Here is a 22,863-nt window from a genome sequence, read left to right as displayed (position 1 = left end):
GGGTGGCTTAAATATCGAGCACTTCCATCTCGCGCAGCACTTCACCCACCGCTGCGACGGCTTCGCGCATCTGCGCCGGGGTGACGTGGCCGATGCAGCCGACGCGGAAGGTTTCGACCTGGGTCAACTTGCCGGGATAGAGGATGTAGCCCTTGGCCTTGACCCGTTCGTAGAAGTCCTTGAACTGGTAGCGCGGATCTTTCGGTGCGTGGAAGGTCGCAATGATCGGCGCCTGGATCGCGGCGGGCAGGAAACTGCGCAAGCCGAGCTTGCCCATCTCTTCCATCAGCGCCTGGCAGTTGGCGGCGTAACGCGCATGCCGCGCCGACAAGCCGCCTTCTTCGTTGTATTGCAGCAGGGCTTCGTGCAGCGCAGCGACCACGTGGGTCGGCGGGGTGAAGCGCCACTGGCCGGTCTTTTTCATGTAGCTGTGCTGGTCGAACAAATCCATCGCCAACGAATGCGAGTTGTCGGCGGCTGCGGCCAACGATTCTTTGCGAGCAAACACGAAACCCATGCCCGGCACGCCTTCCAGGCATTTGCCGGAGGCGGCGATCAGCGCATCGAACGGGACTTTTTGCGCATCCACCGGCAACGCGCCGAAGGAACTCATGGCATCGATGATCAGGCGTTTGCCGTGCTGTTCGACGACCTGAGCGATTTCCGGCAGTGGATTGAGAATGCCGGTGCTGGTTTCGCAGTGGATCAGCGCGACGTGGGTGATGTCGCTGTCGGCGCGCAGCAGGCGGTCGACGTCGGCGGCGGTGGTCGGTTCGTCTTCAGCGGTTTCAAAGGTGCTGAACGGGCGGCCGAGCACTTCGCAGATTTTCGCCAGACGCTTGCCGTAAGCACCGTTGATCAGCACCAGCACCTTGCCGTCGCGGGGAACGAGGGTGCCGATCGCGGCTTCGACGGCGAAGGTGCCGCTGCCCTGCAACGGTACGCAGTGGTGAGTGGCGGCGCCGTTGATGATGGCCAGCAGTTGCTCGCACAGGCTGGCGGTCAATTGGTTGAAGCGGTCATCCCATGAACCCCAGTCGACCAGCATCGACTGACGGGTGCGGGCCGAGGTGGTCAACGGGCCGGGAGTGAGCAGGATGGGTGCGGCAGTACTCATTCGTGTGTCCTCGCGATAGCGCTGTGGGATGAAGCTACGGGGCCTACGTTGCAATTCGGCGGATCATCAATCAAATTGTTTGTTGTTATGCCAGCCATCAGTGAGGGTTATTCATGAACCTGTTCCAGCTCCGCGCCTTCGACGCCGTGGCCCGGGAAGGCAGCTTTACCCGTGCGGCTGCGCGGTTGTTCATCAGCCAGCCGGCGGTCACCGGGCACATCAAGGCGCTGGAGGAGCATTACCAGATCACGCTGTTGCGACGGACGGCGCGCCGGGTCGAGCTGACGGAGGAGGGCACCAAACTGGCAGCGATCACCCGGGCGATGTTCGGCATGGCCGAAGAGGCGCAGGCGTTGCTCGAGGCCAATCGGCAGTTGCTGACCGGACGTCTTGAGGTCGCGGCGGACGGCCCGCACATGGTCATGCCGATGCTCGCGAGCCTGCGGGCACGCTATCCGGGGATCACGGTGAATCTGCGATTGGGCAATGCTCAGGAAACGTTGGCAGCGTTGTTGTCCGAGCATGCTGATGTGGCGGTGCTGACCGAAGTCGAATCGCGCAAGGGGCTGCACCTGCAAGCGCTGAGCGAATCGCGGATCTGCGCGCTGGTGCCGGCGGGGCATCCGTGGGCGGCTCGCAGCGGTGAGGTCAGGCTCAAGGAGCTGGATCAGGTGATCATGGTCTTGCGCGAGCCGAGTTCGATTACCCGGCGCACGTTTGATCAGGCCTGTGCGCAAGCGTCGGTCAGCCCACGGGTGTTGCTGGAACTGGACAGTCGCGAGGCGGTTACTGAAGCGGTGGCAGCTGAGTTGGGGGTCGGGGTGGTGTCATCGGTGGAGGTCAGCCATGACCCCCGTGTCGTCGCGATTCCCATTGCGGGAGAGGGGCTGGTGAACCGACACATGCTCGGCTGCGTGGAGCGGCGGCGGGAGTTGCGGTTGATTCAGGCGTTTTTCGGATTGGCTCCCAACTGATAACCGTATCGCGGCCATTCGCGAGCAAGCTCGCTCCCACAGGGTTTGTGCACGCCGCGGCTCCAGTGTGGGACCGAGCTTGCTCGGGAAGGGGCCGGAACTGACTACGCAAGGCTTTCGCGAACCATCTCGAGAAACGTCGCCACCACCCGCCGCGAACTCTGCTCGCGCAGGCACACCAGTGTTTCGGTCAAGCGCCGGGTGCAGTCGGTGATCGGCAGCGCGCAAACCCGTGAGTCCGCACCAAACTCTGCCGCCGACACCACGCCCACGCCAATCCCCACGACCACCGCTTCCCGCGCCGCTTCCCGGCCTTCGACCTGGATCGCCGGGCGGATGCGGAAACCGGCGCGGGCCATTTCTTCTTCCAGGGTCTGGCGAGTCACTGAACCGTGTTCGCGCAGTACCAGCGGCGTGTCATCCAGGTCTGCCAGGCAGATCGACTCGCGCTCGGCCCACGGATGATGACGCGAGACAAACGCCACCATCGGATCATTGCGCAGCGGCACGCACAGCAGACGTTCATCGCTGACATCGCGCCCAAGCAACGCCAGATCAGCCTGATAGTTGAACAGCCGAAACAGCGATTCATCGGTATTGCCAGTCTCGATCTTCACGCTGATCCCCGGGTAGCGTTCGCAGAACCGGGCAATCTGCGGCAACACGTGTACCGGCGCATCCACCGCCAGAATCAGGCTGCCGGTCTGCAAGGCCTGGGATTCCTGCAGCAGCTCCTGGGCTTCGGCCTCGACCACGAACAGACGCTGGGTGATCGCCAGCAGGCGTTCGCCCAGATCCGTCAAACGGACCGAGCGTTTGTTGCGATGGAACAGCAACACACCGAAACGTTCTTCGAGTTTGCGCACCTGGTCGGAAATCGCCGGTTGCGTCAGATAAAGCCGCTCGGCGGCTTTGGTGAAGCTTCCGTGCACGGCGACCGCGTGAAAGGCTTTGAGCTGGGCGTGGGAAACCGACATTTCTGACTCCAGTAACAAGCTGAGCTTATGTGTGAAATACGATAAATCGATTTTATTTATTAAACAGTAATTGCTTTGATCCGCTCACGCCAACGCTGACTGCCCGGTCGGGCAGCGACGCTGGCCATGAGCCTGTGCGTGCAACAGCAGGACTCATCTGACCGGTATCGCCGAAGGGACGGGGTGATATCGCAGTGCTCAACAATAAAAAACACAGGCGTTTACTTAACGATTCTGCCGGCACACTCACACCCTGAGGTCAGAACCACAATGAACAAGCACATCGGCACCCTTGCGCGTTGGCGCATGCAGATCTTCGCTGTCACCTGGCTCGCTTACGCCGCGTTCTATTTCACCCGCAAAGCCTTTTCGGTGGCCAAACTGGGCATTGCCGAAGACCCGAGTTTCACCCTCGACAAAATGGCCATGGCCAACCTCGACGCGATTTACCTGGCGGCCTACGCCATCGGCCAGTTCACCTGGGGCATGCTCGCCGACCGCTTCGGCCCACGGGTCGTGGTGCTCGGCGGTTTGCTGATTTCCGCCGCGGCGGCGCTGGTGATGGGCAGCTTCGCGACCTTGCCGATCTTCGCCACCTGCATGCTGATTCAGGGGCTGGCACAGTCCACCGGCTGGTCGGGGTTGTGCAAGAACCTCGGCAGTTTCTTTCCTTCCGAACAGCGCGGCCGAGTGCTTGGGCTGTGGAGTTCCTGCTATGCATTTGGCGGGCTGGTGGCGTCGCCGTTCGCCGGCTGGTGGGCTTACACGCTGATCGGTTCGTGGCACGCGGCATTCATTTCCAGTGCGGCGGTGGTCGCGTTGGTGGCGGTGCTGTTCTTCATTTTTCAGCGCAACAAACCGGAAGACGTCGGCCTGCCCGCTGTGGAGCCGGAGCCGGTCATCAGCGCCGAGGAAGCCGAAGGCAAAAGCAAACTCAGCGTGTGGGAGCCGCTCAAGGAAATCCTGCGCAACCGCACGGTGCTGGTGCTGGGGCTGGCGTATTTTCTGTTGAAGCCGGCGCGTTACGCGATTCTGCTGTGGGGCCCGGTGATCGTGTTCGAACAGATGCCTTCGGTCGGCAAGGTCGGCGCGGCGATCATCCCCACCGCGTTTGAACTGGCCGGGCTGCTGGGCCCGATCATGATCGGGCTGGCTTCAGACAAACTGTTCGGTGCCCGACGCATGCCGGCCTGCGTGTTGAGCCTGCTGGCGCTGACCGTGACCCTCGCGTTGTTCATGGGCGCCTTGCACACCGGCAGCGTCATGCTGGTGGTGGCACTGTTGTTCGTGATGGGCCTGACCCTGTATGGCCCGGACTCGATGATCAGCGGCGCGGCCGCCATCGATTTCGGCAAGGCCAAGGCCGGCGCCACGGCGGCCGGATTCGTCAACGGCTGCGGCTCGGTCGGTGCGGTGCTCGGTGGTTTGCTGCCGGGATACTTCGACTCGGTGACGGTGTTCATCGTGTTCGCCGGTTGCGCGCTGTTCTCGGCGCTGGTGCTGATTCCGCACTGGAACAGTCGCCCGGTCGGCGTCATGGAACCCCGTGCTTCGGTGCCCAATCGGGCCCTGACCATCAAACCCCTGCGTAACTGAATAAACCTGCCTCGCGGCCTGCTGCGCCATTCGCGGCAGGCTGTGCCGTGGCCGACTGACTGGAGAACTTTCATGAGACCGTTTTGGCTGGAGCAGGCTTTGCAACTCGACACGTCCGAACCTTGCGCGCCGCTGCAAGGCGATGTGCGCGCCGACGTGTGCATCGTCGGCGGCGGTTACACCGGGTTGTGGACGGCGATCATGCTCAAGCAGCAGAACCCCGAACTTGATGTGTTGCTGATTGAGGCCGACATCTGCGGCGCCGGCGCCAGTGGGCGCAATGGCGGTTGTGCGCTGTCGTGGTCGGCGAAGTATTTCACCCTTGAGCGGCTGTTCGGCGTCGAAGAGGCGGTGCGGCTGGTCAAGGAATCGGAGCGCAGCATCCACGCCATCGGCGAGTTCTGCGAGCAGTACGGCGTCGATGCGGATTACCGTCTCGATGGCACGCTTTACACCGCCACCAACCGCGCGCAATGCGGCCCCACCGATGCGGTGATTGCGGCGCTGGAGCGCAACGGCATCAACTCGTTTACCCAGCGTCCGGTCGCTGATGTGCAGCGCATGGCCGGTTCGGAAAAACACCTGGAAGGCTGGTTTTCGCCAGCCGCCGCCAGCGTGCAGCCGGGCAAACTGGTACGTGGCTTGCGCCGGGTGGCGTTGCAACTGGGCGTGCGGATTCATGAAGGCACGGCGATGACCGGGCTGGAGGAAGGCCGTCCGGCGCGCCTTCATACGGCGAACGGCTGCGTGACCGCCGACCGCGTGGTACTGGCGATGAACGCGTGGATGGCCCGCGCTTTCCCGCAGTTCGAGCGCAGTGTGGCGATCGTTTCAAGTGACATGCTGGTTACCGAACCGCGTCCGGATCTGTTGCAGGAAATCGGTTTGACCAGCGGCGTGACCGTGCTTGATTCGCGGATTTTCGTGCACTACTACCACAACACCCCGGACGGCCGGATCATGCTCGGCAAGGGCGGCAATACCTTCGCTTACGGCGGGCGGATGCTGCCGGTATTCGACCAGCCATCACCTTACGCCGGATTGCTCAAGCGCAGCCTCGACGATTTCTTCCCGGCTTTTGCCGATGTCAAGATCGACGCAACCTGGAATGGCCCATCGGATCGGTCAGTCACCGGCCTGCCGTTCTTCGGCCAGATGAGTGCCGGCGGCAACGTGTTCTACGGTTTCGGTTATTCCGGCAGCGGCGTCGGACCGTGCCACATGGGCGGGCAGATTCTCGCTTCGCTCGTGCAAGGTCTCGACAACCCATGGACGCGTTCACCGCTGGTCAACGGGCCGCTGGGTTACTTCCCGCCGGAACCGATTCGCTACCTCGGCTCACTGATGGTGCGCAACGCCATTCGCCGCAAGGAGCGCGCCGAGGATCACGGTCGTCGGCCCCGGCACCTTGATGTGCGTCTGGCGAAATTTGCTGCTGCGGCGGGCAAGGCTGACAAAGGTTGATGGTCAACGGGGCGGGGCGTAGCGGTTGAGCAGCCAGTCGAGCAATAAGTCGTCGTCAGGCTCGGTTTCCGTGGGCTGCGACGTTCGCGGGCGGCAGGCGTCGAGGCAGAGGATCGGCCGGTCGGGATCGCTGTCGAGAAAACTCACCCAGACCTCGCTGCCGGCGCAGGGCAGATTTTCCCGAGCCAGGCCGCTGCCGGCATGGGGCATGACCACCGCCAACCACAGCCCTTCGCTGGCGCTGGCATTCGCATGATCGGGCCATAACCGGACGGCGATCCGCCCCTGATCGTCCACTTGCGCCGGTAGCCCCGGCACGCCGAGTACCTGCGCCGACTGATACCCCGGAATTGCAGGGCGCGGTTGTTTCGGCGGCGGGCGAAACGGGGTCGACCAGGGCAGCGCCGTAAAGTCGTTGTGATAACGGCGAACCGTCTGAACGGGATCGAGAATGGAAGGTTGCTGGCCTTGATGACGCAAGTCGGTGATCAACCATTGCTCGTTGAACGCGTTTACCGGGTGCTCCATGACTTGCACCAGGCGCCCGCTGAGCAGTCGCGGGCAATCGCTGCGGCCGTGGATCGAGCGTGACCTGCAGCGTTGGCGTTCCAGCAGGCGACGACTGCGCTGGGCCGCGTGACGTTGCGCAGTCGGCAGAAATCCCGGAGGGGCGATGGCACTGCCCAACGTGTGATTGGCAGCGTCCTGGCCCGCAATCGAATACCCTCGCTCACGCACTCCGGCAGGAATCTGAGGCAGCACCGCCTCATGGCGCTGGAACAGGCTGCTGAGGCCGGTTGCTGGCGCATCGATCTGCGTGTTGAAAGGAATCGCCGTCGGTTGCTGCGGCAGGCTCAGGCTGTCATCGGCGAACACCACCACGTGGCCGTCCGGCTGATGTTCGAAGTGATAGTGGATGCCTTCCTCTTCGCAAAGCCGTTGCAAAAAGGCCAGATCGGTTTCTTCGTATTGAATGCAGAACGGGCGCGACGGGTAGTGGCCGACGGTCATCTCGATCCGATAGCTGTCGGCGGGCAGGTGATGTTCGCTGAGCAGTTGTTCAAGGATGGCGGGCACGTTCAGTTGCGTGAAGACCCGGCGAACAGGGTGTTGCTCCAGCGCCTGCAGATGCGGCATCAGCACCAGTTGGTAGGCGATCCGGTGTGTTGCGCGGTATTCGCAGCTGGCACTTTGAATGATGCCGTGAATTCCGTGGTCATCATCCAGGTGCAGAAATGCCGCCTGATGCAGCAGCGTGCCGGGGGACCAGGCGGGCGCCAGGCCCATGACTTCGATCTCGAACCGATAGGGCTGATTCAGCGCTTCATGACCGCTGAAGCGCAGGACCGGCAGGTTTATCCCGCCCTCGGCCAGGGTCAGCGAAAACGGACTTTCCTTGTCATTGAGCATTCGAGCGGGCTCTGTTCAGGCGATACGGGCCACAGAGGGTACGAAAACACGACGTTGAATGGACGTGGCAAACCGGTTTTTCAGAATCGCCCTACAAGGCGTGTAGAAGATGTCGATGCGGATCGGAATTTTTGGTCGATTGCCGACTTTAGGCCGTATAAACTTGGCGCCATGCGTCGGCCAATAGATGTCTCGGCGCCACAGATCAAGAGAGTGAGTAATGGGCGCACAGTGGAAGGTTAAACACAAAGAAGCGGCAGCCAACGCCAAGGGCAAGATCTTCGGCAAACTGGTGAAGGAAATCACCATTGCTGCGCGTAACGGTGCCGATACCGCCACCAACGCACACCTGCGTCTGGTGGTTGAACAGGCCAAGAAAGCCTCGATGCCCAAGGAAACCCTGGATCGCGCCATCAAGAAGGGTGCTGGCCTGCTGGGTGAAACCGTTCAGTACCATCGCGTGACTTACGAAGGTTTCGCACCGCATCAGGTGCCGCTGATCGTCGAGTGCGTGACCGACAACATCAACCGTACCGTGGCGGAAATTCGCGTGGCGTTCCGCAAGGGCCAACTGGGTGCTTCCGGTTCCGTTGCCTGGGACTTCAACCATGTCGGCATGATCGAAGCGTCGCCGGACACCCCGGATGCGGATCCGGAAATGGCCGCGATCGAAGCCGGCGCCCAGGATTTCGAGCCGGGCGAAGAGGGCGCGACCCTGTTCCTGACCGACCCGACCGACCTCGATGCCGTGCAGAAAGCCCTGCCGGAACAAGGCTTCACCGTGCTGTCGGCCAAACTGGGCTACCAGCCGAAGAACCCGGTCAGCGGCCTGAGCGCCGAGCAGATGGCAGAAGTCGAGGCATTCCTGGAAGGCCTGGACAACCATGACGACGTGCAAGACATGTTCGTTGGTCTCGCCGGCTGACACACCAGAAAATCGCAGCCCTCGGGCTGCGATTTTTTTCAGGCGTCTTGCAACGCCAGGCTGATCTCGCCAAACCCCGGCCGCGCCAGCACATCCGGCTGACAGCAGCGCTGTTCCAGGGCTTCCAGCACCTGACGCTGTTCATCGCTCAACCCCGAGTCGATGCGCGCCAGCAATTCCCCCAGCAAAATCCCGAACGCCCGCACTTCAAGGCGTTGCAGCGCGCGGGTTTCAGGCGTGTCCGCCGTGGCGTGGAACGATGCCGCACCAAAGTCCCCCAGCAGACAGTCGCCCCGATCGTTCAACAGAATGTTGTGTCCGTAGAGATCGCCATGGGTGATGCCGTGACCGTGCAGATGCCCGGCGACCGAGGCGATGCCCCGGGCAATGCGCAGGGCAACGTCGGCGCTGAAGCGGCAATCGTCGGCATACACATCCCGTGAACAGGATGCCAGGCTCGGCAGCCCGGCCAGGTTGCGGAAGCTCGGATCGATCAACTGCATCACCAGGCCTTGCTGGCCATCGGGATGCCGGTCGATGCGACCTTCGACGCGGATCAGGTTCGGGTGCAGCCCGGCGGTGATGCACGCGTTCATTTCATGCAGCGGCGAACCGTCACTGGTCATTTCACCCTTGTACAACTTGACTGCCACGGGCGCGGCCGCCTGATCGGCAGGTTGCCACTGCGCCCGGTAAATGACTCCGGAAGCGCCTTCGCCCAGCCGTTGCTCCAGCTGCAGCGCCGACCAGTCGATCAGGGGCGCGGCATCGAGGGCGGCGGCATCGGCTTCGGTTTCCAGCGGATTACCGGCGTAGGCCAGCCAGGTCAGGCTCGGCAGGGTCAGCAGCCATTGCGGCAGTTCGGTCAGCTGGTTGGCGGCGATGCGGATCAGCTCCAGCCGATGGCACTGGCTCAGTGACGGCGGCAGGGCGCGCAACCGATTGCCGGCGAGCATGAGTTTTTGCAGCAACGGGCGCTCGCCCAGTTCCGTGGGCAGGGTTTCGATGACGTTGTCGGTGAGGATCAGCCAGCGCAGGTTCGGCGGCAGCGCCACCCCGGGCACTTGAGTGATCCGGTTGGCCTTGAAACCGATCATCGTCAGCGCCTGGCACTGGCCCAGACACGCCGGCAATTGCGTGAACTGATTGTCGGAGCAGAACAGCACGCGCAGGTGCGTCAGACGGTGCAAGTCATCCGGCAGGCTGCTCAGGGCATTGCCGCTGAGGTTAAGCACTTCCAGCGTTTCGGCCAGGTTGAAAATCTCCGGCGGAAATTCAGTCAGGCCTTCGGCCAGGTCCAGCCGGGTGATGCCCGACAGTTCGCCGGCGCGCAGTTGTGCAAGGGTGTGCATGAGCAGGATCGCTATCGAGAAGGCGCAGAGCGCCGGAAATGGGCCGCATGATAACGGCAAATCAGCCCGGTTCGTGCACTTCGCGCAATTGCCCGAGTCGGCTGCGGGTGCGGGCCAGATCGATCGCCTGACCGCCGAGGCTTTCGTGCAACGGGCGTTGGCCGAGCAGGGTCAGGTGTTTGTCCTGATCGTAGAGCACGTCGATCAGGTTGATGAATCGCTGCTGGGCGGCGATCGAGCATTCGTCCAGCTCCGGCAGTTCATCGATGATCCAATGGTCGAAGCGTCGGCACAGCTCCAGATAATCCATCACGGCCGTGGGCTGTTCGCAGAGGTCGTTGAAGGTAAAACCGACGCGCCGGCCTTCGCACAACCGCGCCTGCAAGTGCCGGCTGCCGACCGCCAGAGGCAACGGTGTGGCGTCGAGTGGCGGCAGGTTCAAGGCGAGGCGCTGCGCCGGACTGGCCGGCCAGACGTAATGGCCCTGGGTGAACACCTGATGCTCATGCCGGCGCGCCTGGCTGCGGTAATCGTGCGGACCGCCGACTTCCATGACCTGCATGCGCGCGTTGATCAGGTCGATCACCGGTTTGAAGCGCGCGTGGTACAGCGGGTTGGGCAGCAAGCCTTCGGGCGGGTAATTGGAGGTCACCAGCAACAGGATCCCGCGCTTGAACAACGCCTTGAACAATCGGGTGATGAGCATCGCATCGCCGATGTCATGCACATGAAATTCATCGAAACACAGCACCCGACAGTCCATCAGCAGCGCATCGAGGGTGACGGCGAGGGCGTCGTCGCGGTCGCGGTGCTCGAACATGCCTTGATGCAGTTGGGCGAAGAATCCATGGAAATGCAGACGGCGTTTTTGCTGAATCGGCAATGCCTGGAAGAATCCGTCCAGCAACCAGCTCTTGCCTCGCCCGACGGCTCCGTGCAGATACAGGCTGCGCGGGGTTCGCGCAGGCGTGCCAAACATCAGGCCGGCCTGCTGCGCCATGCAATCGATGACCCGTTGCTGGCTGTGGCTGAGGGTGTAGCCCTGGCCGTGGGCCTTTTGCCGGAAATAGTCACGCATCGATTGCGCGCTGGCAGCGCACTGGCCCGCGTTTGTAACGGAGCGTTTGCCGAAGAGATGGCGCAAGGCTGACCAGCGCTGGGTCAGACGCGAACGTTCGGGCGGTCGGGCGGGCACTGCAATCACTCCGTCATCATCGGGCCGGCTCCCCCCGAGCGCGGCGGCGTAGTTTAACCAGACGGGTAGTTTTGCATCCACTGCGCTTTATCGTTTTTCCGGGGAGCAAGCTGCGGCGTGTAGAGGGCAGTGCCTGCACCGTGGGGCTGAGCGACGGGCAGAATGCGCAATGACAACGCGAGAATCCACACCGACCAGACCACACCGCCCGCTGGAACCTGCCTGGACAATGTGGTGCTGGATGTGGGGTTCTGACCCGGCTAGAAGCTTACGGATTGCTTGAGCATTTTCGCTGCCGGGGTATCGGTCGGGCTGACCATCGCGTAGTTGTAGCCCTTGCCGGACCAGTACTCGGCCTGCAGATCTCCGTCCTGGCGGCTGCCCCGGGGCAGAAAGGTATTTTTCGGTCCTGGTGGACGCACGTAGAAACTGACCTTGTGCCCGCTCTGGTCTTCATACATCACCATCGCCGCCGGGCCTTCATCGGTGCTCAGCAGACGACCGCTGACCGGTGTAAATCCAGCCGATGTCAGGTCCGGCAGGCGATTGGCCTGAGTGAAATAACGGTCGAGCCAGCGCTGGATGTCGCCGTCGCCGTCGACCTTGTAGTCCGCCGGCAAAAGCCCTTGCTGGGCGATCAAACGGTAGGCCTGCAAGGCGTCCGTCATCGGTGCCGGAGGATGAAACACGGTCATGTCCCGAGCCTTCCAGCCACCGACACCGCCGAGGCTGACGGCAATCAGCAGCACCGCCGCGCTGGCCCACTGGCGGCGCGACTGGCGCTTGAGTCGCTGACGGATCAGCGACGGATCGAGGTTCGGATTGGCCGGTTGTTGCAAGGCACCGCCGAGGGCGGCGCGCAGGTGCTGGGCATCCTGTTGCCAGGCACGAACCTGCGCCGCTTCGTCCGGATGGCTGGCGAGCCAGGTTTCCAGCACATGTCGGTCGGCCTCGTTGAGCTGGTGGTCGACGTAGGCGTGCAGGTCACGTTCGTTGGGAGGCAGACTGATCATTTGAGTATCCGCAAGGAAGGGCTGCTGATTTCCCCGTCGCTGAGCTGGCGCAGGGCCTGGCGAGCACGGGACAGGCGCGACATCACGGTGCCGGTGGGGACGTCGAGAATCTCGGCGACCTCCTTATAAGTCAGGCCTTCCACCGACACCATCAACAGCAGCGCGCGCTGTTCGGTGGGCAGTCGGTCGAAGACCTGCAAGGTCGATTGGGCAATGACGGTGCGTTCCACCGAGGGCTCGGCGTCATCGCGGCCGGTGAAGAACTCGAGCATCCGCGCATACCGCCGCGAACGCCGATGCGCATCGAGGAACTGCCGGTACAGGATCGAAAACAGCCAGGCGCGCAGATCGCCGTCGGCGCGTTTGTCGCCCCAACTCGACAGCGCCCGCTCCAGGCTGGCCTGTACCAGATCGTCGGCGCTGCTGCCGTTGCGGGTCAACGACACGGCAAAGCGCCGCAATCTGGGAATGATTTCTCTCAGTTGTTCGTCGAATTCGCTCATGAAGTTCTACTAGTCACTACGCTGTGGACTAGGAAGACGTCCGGCATTGGAGGTTATTCCACGTTCTGAAAAATAAATACCGGACCGTGGAATAAATCCCGATGGCGTGCGTCTTGCTGATTCTTCCTACTTGTGGCCGATGGCCCTGGAGTGCTTCATGGTTGATCGCAGCTCATCGCCCGGCGGGCCACAACGCCCGCCACTGAGTGCCGCGAGCCTGGTGTTGCGGCTTGGCGGAATCGCCGTGGTGGTCGCAGCCCTGGCCGGGGCGTTTGCCTACGTTCATGGTTCATTTGACCCACAACGACTGACGCCGAAAGCGTTGGTCGATGTGCTGGAAAAGAACAACGGCGTGCATCCCGGCTTTCGCCGTAATCACGCCAAAGGTGTTTGCGTGATCGGCCACTTCGAGAGCAGCGGTGAGGCCCGCTCGTATTCGGTCGCGCAAGTGTTCAACGAGCCGCGCACCCCGGTGGTCGGGCGCTTTGCGTTACCGGCCGGCAATCCGTACGCACCGGACAGCGCCGTACCGATCCGCAGTCTGGCGCTGCGTTTCACTCAGGCCAACGGCCAGCAGTGGCGCACCGGGATGAACAGCATGCCGGTATTCCCGGTCGGTACGCCCGAGGCGTTCTATCAGTTGCAGCAGGCGCAATCGCCGGATCCCGCCACGGGCAAGCCGGATCCGGCCAAGGTGCCGGCATTTTTTGCCGCACACCCGGAAACCGTGCCGTTTCTGACCTGGATAAAAACCGCCAGACCGTCGGCCAGTTACGCGACGGAAACCTACAACAGCATCAACGCGTTTTATCTGGTGGATGCCAGCGGCAAGAAGCAGGCGGTGCGCTGGAGCATGACGCCTCTGGCCCAGGATGCTGCCGGTGCGACTGCGCCTGAAGGAAGCGACTTCCTTGAGAAGGACCTGGTGCAACGCCTGGCCGAAGGGCCGCTGCGCTTTCAGTTGAACATCACCTTGGCCAACGCCGACGATCCGGTGAACGACGCGAGCAAAACCTGGCCCGCCGGCCGCAAAGTGTTGAACGCCGGCACTCTGGTACTGGAAAAGACCCAGCCGCAGCTCAGCGGTGAATGCCGTGACATCAACTACGATCCGCTGGTGCTGCCGGCCGGCATTCAGGGTTCCGGCGATCCGTTGCTGGCCGCGCGCTCGGCCAGTTACGCCGATTCCTACCTGCGTCGCACCAGCGAAGTCAGCCAACTGCCGACCGGCAAAAAGGAGGCTCGCCCATGAGCACGCAACCGACTCATTTCAATCCGCTGGCGCGGTTGCTGCACTGGCTGATGGCGTTGATGATCATCGCGATGTTGTTCATCGGTGCCGGCATGGTGACCTCGGTGTCGGCGCGGCATGAATGGCTGATCAATCTGCACAAGCCGCTGGGCATCGCGATTCTGTTGCTGGTGATCGTGCGCATTCTTGTACGGCTGGGCACCCGCCAGCCGCCGCTGCCAGCGGATCTGCCGGGCTGGCAAGTGCTGGCGGCCAAGGCCTCTCATCTGTTGCTGTACGCGCTGATGCTGGTGTTGCCGCTGCTGGGCTGGGCGATGATCAGCGCGGCGGGGGATCCGGTGATGCTCGGCGCGTCCCTGCAATTGCCGTCGATCGTGCCGGCGGATGCGCAGGTGTTTGCGTTGCTGCGCAAGGCTCACGGGTATCTGGCGTATTTGTTGTTCCTGACCGTGCTGCTGCATCTGGCGGCGGCGCTGTTTCATGGCTGGGTGCGCCGCGACGAAGTGCTCGACAGCATGCTGCGGGGACGCAATCGCGGTTGATTGTGTCAGTCCGACGTGGTGAGGGCGCAAGCAGCCTCGCCACGTTTCTGGCCGGCCAGTGATCGCCACCAATAAAGCAACGCGACCATGTTGATTGCGGCACCCAGCCAGCAGACGCCCGGCCATCCTGCCCAGGCGTACATGGCCGTCGAGGCGATCGAGCCCAAGGCGCTGCCAATGGAGTAAAACAGCATGTAGCCGGCGGTCAGTCGGCTCTGCGCCTCCGGGCGGACGCTGTAGATCATGCTCTGGCTGGTGACGTGCACGGCCTGCAAGCCCAGATCCAGGGTGATGACGCCAAGCAGCAGCGCCCACAACGAAGTCTGGGTGAGTGCGATCGGCAGCCACGAGCCCAGCATCAGCAACAGTGACAGACCGCTGACCCACTGTCCCCATCCTCGATCCGCCAGGTGACCGGCTCTGGCGGCGGCGAGTGCGCCTGCCGCGCCGGCGAGTCCGAACAATCCGATTTCGCTGTGGGAAAGCGACAACGGCGGGGCGGACAGCGGCAACACCATCGGCGTCCACAGCACCATGGCGCTGGCGAAGGTGAGCAGCGCCAGGATTGCTCGTCGGCGCAGCACCGGCTCCTCACGAAACAGAGTGAACACTGAAGTGATCAGTGCCACGTAATGCGTGTCCGGTCGTGCTTCTTCATCCTTGGGCAATACCCGAAACAGCAGCGCGGCCATCACCAGCGTCAATCCCGCCGACAACAGATAGATCGAACGCCAGCCGGCCAGATCAGCCATGCCGCCCGCTACCGTGCGCGCGAGCAGAATGCCGACGACGATGCCGCTGGTGATCATGCCGACAACCTTTCCGCGTTGCGCGGGGACGGCAAGGGTTGCGGCGTAGGCGACCAGCACTTGGGTGACCACCGCAAGCAGACCGGTCAGGGTGACGCCGATCATCAGCCACGCGCTGTTCGGGGCCAGAGCAATCATCAGCAAGGCTGCGGCGGACAACAGCGTTTGCGTGACGATCAGCCGCCGCCGATTGAGCAGATCGCCGAGGGGCACGAGCAATAACAGACCGAGTCCATAACCGATCTGAGTCAAGGTCATGACGACGCCGATGCTGCCCGGCGTCAGACCGAAGGCGTCGGCCATCGCATCCAGCAGCGGCTGGGCGTAATACACGTTGCCCACCGCGAGGCCGCAAGCGATGGCGAAAAGCAGTACGACAGCGTTATCGAGTGTTGCAGTTTTCATGTCCCGGATCCTTTCAGGTTTCAAGTTGAAACTTGATTGACGGTAAGTAATCCAGTTTTGATTTGCAACCTGATTGGGTAAGAGACGGCACAAAAAAAGATCGCAGACAGGCTGCGATCTTTCGTGAAGCGAAAAACGGGGAGGGATCAGCGCAGGGTGTCGACCATGTCGGCGATGGTGGTCAGCACGTCTTTGCCCAGTTGCTTCGAGCGTTTGCCCGACCAGCCGGTGATCGGGTTCGGCGCGTCGTCGTGATCCTTGAACGGCATTTCCAGAGTCAGCGACAGGCAGTCGAATTTCTGGCCGACGCTGTTGCAGGCCAGGGTCATGTTGGCCTGGCCTGGTTCGTCGCGTGTATAGCCGTACTTGGTCTGGAAGTCTTTGGTGGTGTGTTTCAGGTGACTGCGAAAGTGCTCTTCAAGCTTCTCCAGGCGCGGGGTGTAGCCCGGATTGCCCTCGCAGCCGGCGGTGAACACGTGGGGGATTTCTTCGTCGCCGTGTACGTCGAGGAACAGATCGACGCCGTACTTTTCCATCTGCTGCTGTACGAAAAATACTTCCGGGCTGATTTCCTGACTGGCGTTCTGCCAGGCGCGGTTCAGGTCCTGGCCCATGGCGTTGGTGCGCAGGTGGCCGTGGAAGGCGCCGTCCGGGTTCATGTTCGGGACCAGGTACAGATCGGCGCTGGCCAGCAGTTTGTTCAGTACCGGATCGTCATGATGTTCCAGGCGTTCGATAACGCCTTCCATGAACCACTCGGCCATGTGCTCGCCCGGATGCTGCTGGGCGATGATCCAGATCTTGCGGCGACCTTCAGCGCCGGTGCCTTTGCGTAGCAGCTGGATGTCGCGGCCTTCGACGCTTTTGCCGGTGGCCAGCAGTTCGGTGCCGGCCTTGGTCAGCGCCTGTTCGATCAGCCAGTCGTGACGGCCACGGCTGTAAGGTTCGAAGTAGGCGAACCAGGCGTGGGTCTGCTCGGCTTCGAGGCAGAAGCGCAGGCTGTCGCCTTCGAATTGGGTAGGAATACGGAACCAGTTGACGTGGTCGTAGGAAGCGACCGCCTGATAGCCGGTCCAGGCTTTGTTGTAGGAAGACTGGCTGGCGTTGACCAGACGAAACCAGTGCTCCTGATGGACGTGCAGGCCGCTGGCCTTGAAGTGGAACCACTGGAAATGGGCGCTGCGGGTATCTGGCCGAATTGCCAGAACCGGGTTGAGCGGATTGCTGATGTCGATGACTTGGATGTTGCCGCTGTCGAAGTTTGCGCTGATGTCGAACGAGGATTTGGCCACGGTCATAATCGGTTCCTGAATATGATTTTTATGGCGGCTACTTTACACGCAAGACAGGGGTGAAACCGAGGGAAATTGCGGGGTGTGGCGGGGGGCGTCCTCCATGACGCGGATGCAGCTTAGTGACTGTGCGATTGATTCTCAAGTGCTGATTGGCATTACTTAGCCCCAATGTGGCCGGGGTCCGCTTGCCAAGCAATATTCTTTTGATATTATCCGCGCCATCGAATTTGCAGCACCCAAAGACTTCATTAGCCTGAAGCCATAAGCCAGAAAACTGGCAAAAAAAGACCCGGCAAAAAGCCGGGTCAAAAACCGTGATTAGCCTGATGAGGAGATAGTCCAGAAGACCGACCTAAGGTCTCTGGTCCATCGACTGATCTCGCGACCAGTTGCTTGCAATAGTAATCATTATCATTTGCAAGTCAAATGTTTTTATCTGCGCGATTGGAAAATTCTTTTCCTTCCGTCCGAACTCCCGTCTTCAGCGAACCGCGCCATCGAGCGAGTGATCAACCATCGCCCGCGCCATGTCCACCATGTGCACGACTGAAAAAGCCAGATCCCGACTCACGCCCTGCAAGCCGTCCGCCGCCTTGAACGCGGTAGCCGCTGCACATCGCAGCAGATCGGAAGCGTGGACCAGGGATTCTTCGCCACTCAGGTTGCTGTTCACACCGAAAAAACGCTCATCCACTTCCGGTTCTGACACAGCTGGTTTCAAGTAATAGTCCAACGCCCGTTGCGCAGCGGCGCACCCTTGCGGGGAGGTGAAGGTGGTGTCCATTTGCAGATCGGGCAAGTCTTTGCTGGTGATGGTCATGGTGAAAGGTCACTCCTTGGTCGATTCAAATCCGTGACTCAAGAATAGTACTATCAGTATTTGTGACCAGAATTTAAATACTACAATATGTGTTTTGCCGGCCGCAGGCGTCCACGTATGGTGCCGCACATGGATAAATGGATTGAGTTGGTCAAGGCCAAAATGAGTGAACTCAACGTCACTCAAGTCGAACTCGGCGAGCGCGTCGGCATGTCTCAGGGCGGTATCGGCCATTGGCTGAACAAGCGCCGCGAGCCCGGCATCACGCAGATGAACCGCGTGCTGAAAGCGCTGGGCATGGAGTATCTCGAGGTCGCGGTGGTGATTCGTGAACCGCAGGTCGATGCGGACGACGAAATGCCCCTTGCGCAGAAGTACAACCCTTACTTTCGCTATCCGGTCAGCGAGTGGAATTCGCCGGTCGAGGCCCGTGAGAGCCAGCCAGCGTATTCGAGTGCCAAGGACAAGCGACGTTTCGTACTGACGGATTACCACGCCCGCGGCCCGGCGTTCTGGCTCACGGTGACGGGTAACGCGATGACGGCGCCCACCGGGCAGAGCATCGGCGAGGGAATGATGATTCTGGTGGATCCGGCACTGGAAGCCGAGCCCGGGAAATTGGTAATCGCCCAGTGGCCGGACAGCGACGAGGCGATTTTCCGCAAACTGATCGAAGAGGGCGGCCAGCGTTACCTGGTGCCGCTCAATCCGACCTGGCCGAAAGCCTTGTTGACCGACGAGTGCCGAATCATCGGTGTCGTGGTTCAGGCAACCGCCAAATACTAGTCAGATCGATCCTCGCCAGGCGCAGGATCGATCCACCTTTCAAGCTTCTTCCAGCTCGACCAGTGCACTGCCTTCGCTGACCATTTCACCTTCCTGGCAATACAGTGACTTGATCACACCGGCGTGGGGCGCGCGAATGCTGTGCTCCATCTTCATCGCCTCAAGCACCACCAATTGCGCACCGGCTTCAACCGATTGCCCGGCCTCCACAAGCACCCGCACAATGCTGCCGTTCATCGGCGCGGTCAGACCGCCCTGATGGCTGTGACTGGCTTCGACAGCGCTGATCGGGTCGTACGTTTCAACGCGTCGCAGCTCGCCGTCCCATTGCAGATACAGAACTTCTCCACGACGAATCGCCCGCAGCTGTCGACGCAGTCCATCGTGCTCGACCACCAATTGCTCGCCGATCAGTTTTGCTTTGCCGCCGGCACCGAGCGTCAGCGCTCGATCCTGCCCCTCGCAGCTCAAATGCAGAGTGATTTCGCGAGGCAAACCGGTGCGCAAACCGCTGTGAAGCGCCCAAGGCGAAGCCGGATCATCTGCCCGAGCCATCCCCGGCAAACTCTGCGCAAAAGCCTGCGCCGCCGCATCCCAGAACTCATCACTCAGCGCAGCGGGCGCTGGCAGCAACTGTTCCTGATAGCGCGGAATGAACCCGGTATCCAGCTCCGCCGCCGCAAACGCCGGATGACCGATGATCCGTCGCAGGAAGTTGATGTTGGTTTTCAACCCGCCAATCGCAAACTCATCGAGCATGCTCAGCAGTCGCAAGCGCGCCTGCTCACGATCCTCGCCCCAGGCGATCAGCTTGCCGAGCATCGGGTCATAGAAGGGCGAAACCTCATCGCCTTCCTCAACGCCGCTGTCCACACGGCGCCCCGGCCCAGCGGTGGATTCGCGATACAGATCCAGACGCCCGGTCGCCGGCAGAAAATCATTCGACGGATCTTCCGCGTACAACCGAACCTCAATCGCATGCCCGTTCAGCGGCACTTGATCCTGAGTGATCGGCAACGCTTCGCCACGGGCGACGCGAATTTGCCAGGCCACCAGATCGAGCCCGGTGATGGCTTCGGTGACCGGGTGCTCGACCTGCAAGCGCGTGTTCATTTCCATGAAAAAGAATTCGCCGCGAGCGTCCAGCAAAAACTCCACGGTGCCGGCGCCGACGTAACCGATGGCTTGCGCTGAACGCACAGCGGCTTCGCCCATGGCCCGACGAAGTTCTGGACTCAGGCCTGGAGCCGGCGCTTCTTCGACGACTTTCTGGTGCCGACGCTGAATCGAGCAGTCGCGCTCGTTCAGGTACAGGCAATTGCCATGCTGATCGGCAAACACCTGGATTTCCACGTGACGCGGCTTGAGCAGGTATTTCTCCACCAGCATCCGCGAGTCGCCGAACGACGACTGCGCTTCACGCTGAGCCGAGGCCAGCGCTTCAGCCAGTTGGCTGACGTCTTCAACGACCTTCATGCCCTTGCCGCCACCGCCGGCCGTGGCCTTGAGCAGCACCGGGTAGCCGATGCGTTCGCACGCGTCGCGGAAAGTGTCCAGATCCTGGGCTTCGCCGTGATAACCCGGCACCAGCGGCACGCCGGCGGTTTCCATCAACGCTTTTGCGGCGGATTTGCTGCCCATCGCGTCGATGGCCGAGGCGGGCGGGCCGAGGAAGATCAGGCCGGCCGCTTCAATGGCGCGGGCAAACCCGGCGTTTTCTGAAAGAAAGCCGTAACCCGGATGAATCGCCTGAGCGCCGCTGGCCTTTGCCGCCGCGATCAGTTTGTCGATTTGCAGGTAACTGTCGGCCGCTTTGCTGCCGCCCAGATCAACACGGATGTCCGCTTCACGGCTGTGCCGCGCTTCCCGGTCGGTGGCGCTGTGCACGGCAACGGTGGTCAGGCCCAGCGACTTGGCGGTGCGCATGACCCGGCAAGCGATTTCGCCACGGTTGGCCACCAGCAGGGTGGTGAGAACAGGTGCGCTCATCAACGCGGCTCCTTGGTGGTGGTTGCGGCTTGCCAGCTCGGTGGACGTTTCTGCAAAAAGGCCCGCAGACCTTCCTGTCCCTCTGGGCTGACGCGGATGCGGGCGATGGCGTTTTCGGTGTAGCGGCGCAGGGCCGGAGTCAGCGCGCCGTTGCCGACTTCACGCAGCAAATCCTTGCTGGCGCGCATGGCGGCGGGGCTGTTGAGCAGCAGGTTGTCGATCCATTGCTCGACGTTCTGTTCAAACTCATTCGCTGGATAGCTCTCGGACAACAAACCGATTTCCCGCGCCCGTTGCCCGCCGAAACGTTCGGCCGTCAGCGCATAACGCCGCGCCGCGCGTTCGCCGATGGCTTGCACCACGAACGGGCTGATCACCGCTGGCGCAAGACCGATGCGCACTTCCGACAGGCAGAACTGCGCGTCATCGGCGCCAATCGCCATGTCGCAGCAACTGATCAGACCCAGCGCGCCGCCGAACGCCGCGCCTTGCACCACAGCCACGGTCGGGATTTTCAGTTTGGCGAGGTTGTACATCAGCTCCGCCAGTTCCCGGGCGTCGTCGAGGTTGGTGTGGTAATCGAGTTCGGCCGATTGCTGCATCCAGGCCAGATCGGCACCAGCGCTGAAATGTTTGCCGCGTCCGCGTACCAGCAGAAAGCGCAGGCTGGCGTCGCTGGCGACCTTGTCCAGCGCCAGGATCAGTTCGCGAATCATCTCGGCGTTGAACGCGTTGTTCTTTTCTTCGCGGCTCAGCCACAGGGTCGCGAAACCCCGTGGATCGCTGTGCAATTCGAGGGTGTTGAAGTCGCTCATGAGGTTCTCCCGATCACATCCGGAACACGCCGAAGCGGCTCGGTTCGATAGGCGCGTTCAACGACGCGGACAAGGCCAGGGCCAGCACATCGCGGGTCTGCGCCGGGTCGATGACGCCGTCGTCCCACAGCCGCGCGCTGGAATAGTAGGGGTGACCCTGCTCTTCGTATTGGTCGAGAATCGGCTGCTTGATCTCGTTTTCCTGCTCGGCACTGAACGCCTGACCGCTGCGTTCGGCCTGCTCGCGCTTGACCTGAACCAGCACGCCGGCCGCCTGTTCGGCGCCCATCACGCCGATCCGCGCGTTCGGCCACATCCACAGGAAACGCGGATCATAGGCCCGCCCGCACATGCCGTAGTTACCGGCACCGAAGCTGCCGCCGATGATGACGGTGAATTTCGGCACCTTGGCGCATGCCACGGCGGTCACCAGTTTGGCGCCGTGCTTGGCGATGCCGCCGGCCTCGTATTTCTGACCGACCATGAAGCCAGTAATGTTCTGCAGGAACAGCAACGGAATGCCGCGTTGGCAGGCCAGTTCAATGAAGTGCGCGCCTTTTTGCGCGGCTTCGGCGAACAGGATGCCGTTGTTGGCGAGGATCGCGATCGGGTAGCCGTGCAGGTGGGCGAAACCGCACACCAGCGTGGTGCCGAACAAGGCTTTGAATTCATCGAACACCGAGCCGTCGACCAGTCGCGCGATCACTTCGCGCACATCGAACGGCTGCTTGGCGTCCGCCGAAACCACCCCGTACAACTCATCGCTGGCGTACAGCGGCGCAATCGGCGTGCGCTGCTGCACTTCGCCGAGCTTGCGCCAGTTGAGGTTGGCGACGCTGCGCCGGGCGAGGGCGAGGGCGTGCTCATCGCTTTCCGCGTAATGGTCGGCGACCCCGGACGTCTTGCAGTGCACGTCGGCCCCGCCGAGGTCTTCGGCGCTGACCACTTCACCGGTCGCGGCTTTCACCAAGGGCGGGCCGGCGAGGAAAATCGTCGCCTGATTGCGCACCATGATCGCTTCGTCGGCCATCGCCGGTACATAAGCGCCGCCGGCGGTGCAGGAACCCATGACCACGGCAATCTGCGGAATGCCCATGGCGCTCATGTTGGCCTGGTTGAAGAAGATCCGCCCGAAGTGTTCGCGATCCGGGAACACTTCGTCCTGACGCGGCAGGTTGGCGCCACCCGAATCCACCAGATAAATGCACGGCAGGCGGTTTTGCTGGGCGATGGTCTGGGCGCGCAGGTGTTTCTTCACGGTCAGCGGGTAGTACGAGCCACCTTTCACCGTCGCGTCGTTGGCGACAATCATGCATTCGACGCCTTCCACACGACCGATCCCGGCAATCACGCCAGCGGCTGGCACGTCTTCGCCATAAACGGCGTGGGCGGCCAACTGGCTGATTTCCAGAAACGGCGAGCCCGGATCGAGCAAGCGGTTGATCCGCTCACGGGGCAGCAGCTTGCCGCGCGAGGTGTGACGTTCCTGAGCTTTCGCGCCGCCGCCCTGAGCCACTTGAGCGAGCAGAGTGTGCAGGGCGTCGACCTGTTCGAGCATCGCCGCGCTGTTGGCGGCGAACTCCGCTGAACGAGGGTTGAGCTGGGTATGCAGGATGGCCATGGA

General features: G+C 62.0%; 20 protein-coding genes. 7 read left to right on the top strand and 13 right to left on the bottom strand.

What is annotated here, in order from left to right; all coding sequences use genetic code 11:
• Positions 1-7: 7 nt before the first annotated feature.
• Complete coding sequence (locus AC1MDC_RS22110) at positions 8-1,117, bottom strand: 2-aminoethylphosphonate--pyruvate transaminase (RefSeq protein ID WP_480393653.1); 1,110 nt, start codon at positions 1,115-1,117, stop codon at positions 8-10.
• 113 nt (positions 1,118-1,230) lie between these two features.
• Between AC1MDC_RS22110 and AC1MDC_RS22105 the strand changes: the two genes are divergently transcribed.
• Positions 1,231-2,091: a LysR substrate-binding domain-containing protein gene (locus AC1MDC_RS22105; protein WP_085703270.1), complete on the top strand. Its 861-nt coding sequence runs from the start codon at positions 1,231-1,233 to the stop codon at positions 2,089-2,091.
• Positions 2,092-2,195: 104 nt separating this feature from the next.
• Here AC1MDC_RS22105 and AC1MDC_RS22100 read toward each other — a convergent pair whose 3' ends face one another.
• The gene (locus AC1MDC_RS22100; RefSeq protein ID WP_085703269.1) at positions 2,196-3,068 is read right to left on the bottom strand and encodes a LysR family transcriptional regulator; all 873 of its coding nucleotides are present in this window, start codon (positions 3,066-3,068) and stop codon (positions 2,196-2,198) included.
• 270 nt (positions 3,069-3,338) lie between these two features.
• On the opposite strand from AC1MDC_RS22100, the gene AC1MDC_RS22095 reads away from it, so the two are divergent.
• Both AC1MDC_RS22095 and AC1MDC_RS22090 read left to right on the top strand, forming a co-directional pair.
• Entirely contained in the window at positions 3,339-4,664 is a 1,326-nt protein-coding gene (locus tag AC1MDC_RS22095; protein ID WP_480393652.1) for an MFS transporter, read from the top strand.
• 72 nt (positions 4,665-4,736) lie between these two features.
• Positions 4,737-6,128, top strand: a complete 1,392-nt coding sequence (locus AC1MDC_RS22090) for an FAD-dependent oxidoreductase (protein ID WP_480393651.1) — start codon at positions 4,737-4,739, stop codon at positions 6,126-6,128.
• Positions 6,129-6,131: 3 nt separating this feature from the next.
• Here AC1MDC_RS22090 and AC1MDC_RS22085 read toward each other — a convergent pair whose 3' ends face one another.
• Positions 6,132-7,538: a type VI secretion system Vgr family protein gene (locus AC1MDC_RS22085; RefSeq protein ID WP_480393650.1), complete on the bottom strand. Its 1,407-nt coding sequence runs from the start codon at positions 7,536-7,538 to the stop codon at positions 6,132-6,134.
• A gap of 220 nt (positions 7,539-7,758) precedes the next feature.
• On the opposite strand from AC1MDC_RS22085, the gene AC1MDC_RS22080 reads away from it, so the two are divergent.
• Positions 7,759-8,463, top strand: coding sequence for a YebC/PmpR family DNA-binding transcriptional regulator (locus tag AC1MDC_RS22080; protein WP_027614601.1), 705 nt, complete (start codon positions 7,759-7,761; stop codon positions 8,461-8,463).
• A 38-nt stretch (positions 8,464-8,501) separates the two neighbouring features.
• Here the strand turns inward: AC1MDC_RS22080 and AC1MDC_RS22075 are convergent, their stop codons facing one another.
• The 4 genes from AC1MDC_RS22075 to AC1MDC_RS22060 form a co-directional block, all read right to left on the bottom strand.
• The gene (locus AC1MDC_RS22075; RefSeq protein WP_480393649.1) at positions 8,502-9,815 is read right to left on the bottom strand and encodes a leucine-rich repeat-containing protein kinase family protein; all 1,314 of its coding nucleotides are present in this window, start codon (positions 9,813-9,815) and stop codon (positions 8,502-8,504) included.
• A gap of 61 nt (positions 9,816-9,876) precedes the next feature.
• A complete protein-coding gene (zapE, locus tag AC1MDC_RS22070) occupies positions 9,877-11,010 on the bottom strand; it encodes a cell division protein ZapE (RefSeq protein ID WP_085699032.1) in 1,134 nt (377 codons plus the stop codon).
• Between the two features lie 260 nt (positions 11,011-11,270).
• Positions 11,271-12,023 carry an anti-sigma factor family protein gene (locus AC1MDC_RS22065; protein ID WP_480393648.1) on the bottom strand — a complete coding sequence of 251 codons (753 nt, stop codon included), beginning with the start codon at positions 12,021-12,023 and terminating at the stop codon, positions 11,271-11,273.
• Complete coding sequence (locus AC1MDC_RS22060; protein WP_085699036.1) at positions 12,020-12,526, bottom strand: RNA polymerase sigma factor; 507 nt, start codon at positions 12,524-12,526, stop codon at positions 12,020-12,022. The genes AC1MDC_RS22065 and AC1MDC_RS22060 overlap by 4 nt, the downstream gene beginning before the upstream one ends.
• A 157-nt stretch (positions 12,527-12,683) precedes the next feature.
• Between AC1MDC_RS22060 and AC1MDC_RS22055 the strand changes: the two genes are divergently transcribed.
• Together AC1MDC_RS22055 and AC1MDC_RS22050 are read left to right on the top strand one after the other, a co-directional pair.
• Positions 12,684-13,778, top strand: a complete 1,095-nt coding sequence (locus tag AC1MDC_RS22055; RefSeq protein ID WP_480393647.1) for a catalase family peroxidase — start codon at positions 12,684-12,686, stop codon at positions 13,776-13,778.
• Entirely contained in the window at positions 13,775-14,320 is a 546-nt protein-coding gene (locus AC1MDC_RS22050) for a cytochrome b (protein WP_085699041.1), read from the top strand. Before AC1MDC_RS22055 ends, AC1MDC_RS22050 begins: the two co-directional genes overlap by 4 nt.
• A gap of 5 nt (positions 14,321-14,325) precedes the next feature.
• Here the strand turns inward: AC1MDC_RS22050 and AC1MDC_RS22045 are convergent, their stop codons facing one another.
• The 3 genes from AC1MDC_RS22045 to AC1MDC_RS22035 form a co-directional block, all read right to left on the bottom strand.
• The gene (locus AC1MDC_RS22045; RefSeq protein WP_480393646.1) at positions 14,326-15,534 is read right to left on the bottom strand and encodes an MFS transporter; all 1,209 of its coding nucleotides are present in this window, start codon (positions 15,532-15,534) and stop codon (positions 14,326-14,328) included.
• A 146-nt stretch (positions 15,535-15,680) separates the two neighbouring features.
• Positions 15,681-16,832 (bottom strand): M14 family metallopeptidase, encoded by a 1,152-nt coding sequence (locus AC1MDC_RS22040; RefSeq protein WP_085699045.1) that lies wholly within the window; start codon positions 16,830-16,832, stop codon positions 15,681-15,683.
• A 478-nt stretch (positions 16,833-17,310) separates the two neighbouring features.
• Positions 17,311-17,649: a DUF6124 family protein gene (locus AC1MDC_RS22035; RefSeq protein ID WP_085699047.1), complete on the bottom strand. Its 339-nt coding sequence runs from the start codon at positions 17,647-17,649 to the stop codon at positions 17,311-17,313.
• A 129-nt stretch (positions 17,650-17,778) separates the two neighbouring features.
• Between AC1MDC_RS22035 and AC1MDC_RS22030 the strand changes: the two genes are divergently transcribed.
• Positions 17,779-18,435 carry a LexA family protein gene (locus AC1MDC_RS22030; protein WP_085699254.1) on the top strand — a complete coding sequence of 219 codons (657 nt, stop codon included), beginning with the start codon at positions 17,779-17,781 and terminating at the stop codon, positions 18,433-18,435.
• 39 nt (positions 18,436-18,474) lie between these two features.
• Here AC1MDC_RS22030 and AC1MDC_RS22025 read toward each other — a convergent pair whose 3' ends face one another.
• The 3 genes from AC1MDC_RS22025 to AC1MDC_RS22015 are packed head-to-tail and all read right to left on the bottom strand — an operon-like array spanning position 18,475 to position 22,860.
• Entirely contained in the window at positions 18,475-20,424 is a 1,950-nt protein-coding gene (locus tag AC1MDC_RS22025; protein ID WP_480393645.1) for an acetyl/propionyl/methylcrotonyl-CoA carboxylase subunit alpha, read from the bottom strand.
• Positions 20,424-21,239 (bottom strand): gamma-carboxygeranoyl-CoA hydratase, encoded by an 816-nt coding sequence (locus AC1MDC_RS22020; protein WP_480393644.1) that lies wholly within the window; start codon positions 21,237-21,239, stop codon positions 20,424-20,426. The genes AC1MDC_RS22025 and AC1MDC_RS22020 overlap by 1 nt, the downstream gene beginning before the upstream one ends.
• A 13-nt stretch (positions 21,240-21,252) precedes the next feature.
• Positions 21,253-22,860: a carboxyl transferase domain-containing protein gene (locus tag AC1MDC_RS22015; RefSeq protein WP_480393643.1), complete on the bottom strand. Its 1,608-nt coding sequence runs from the start codon at positions 22,858-22,860 to the stop codon at positions 21,253-21,255.
• Between the last annotated feature and the right edge of the window lie 3 nt (positions 22,861-22,863).

The organism is Pseudomonas sp. 1, assembly GCF_056626735.1.
Note: the sequence above shows the minus strand (reverse complement) of the source record. Positions and strands in the feature narration are given on the sequence as shown.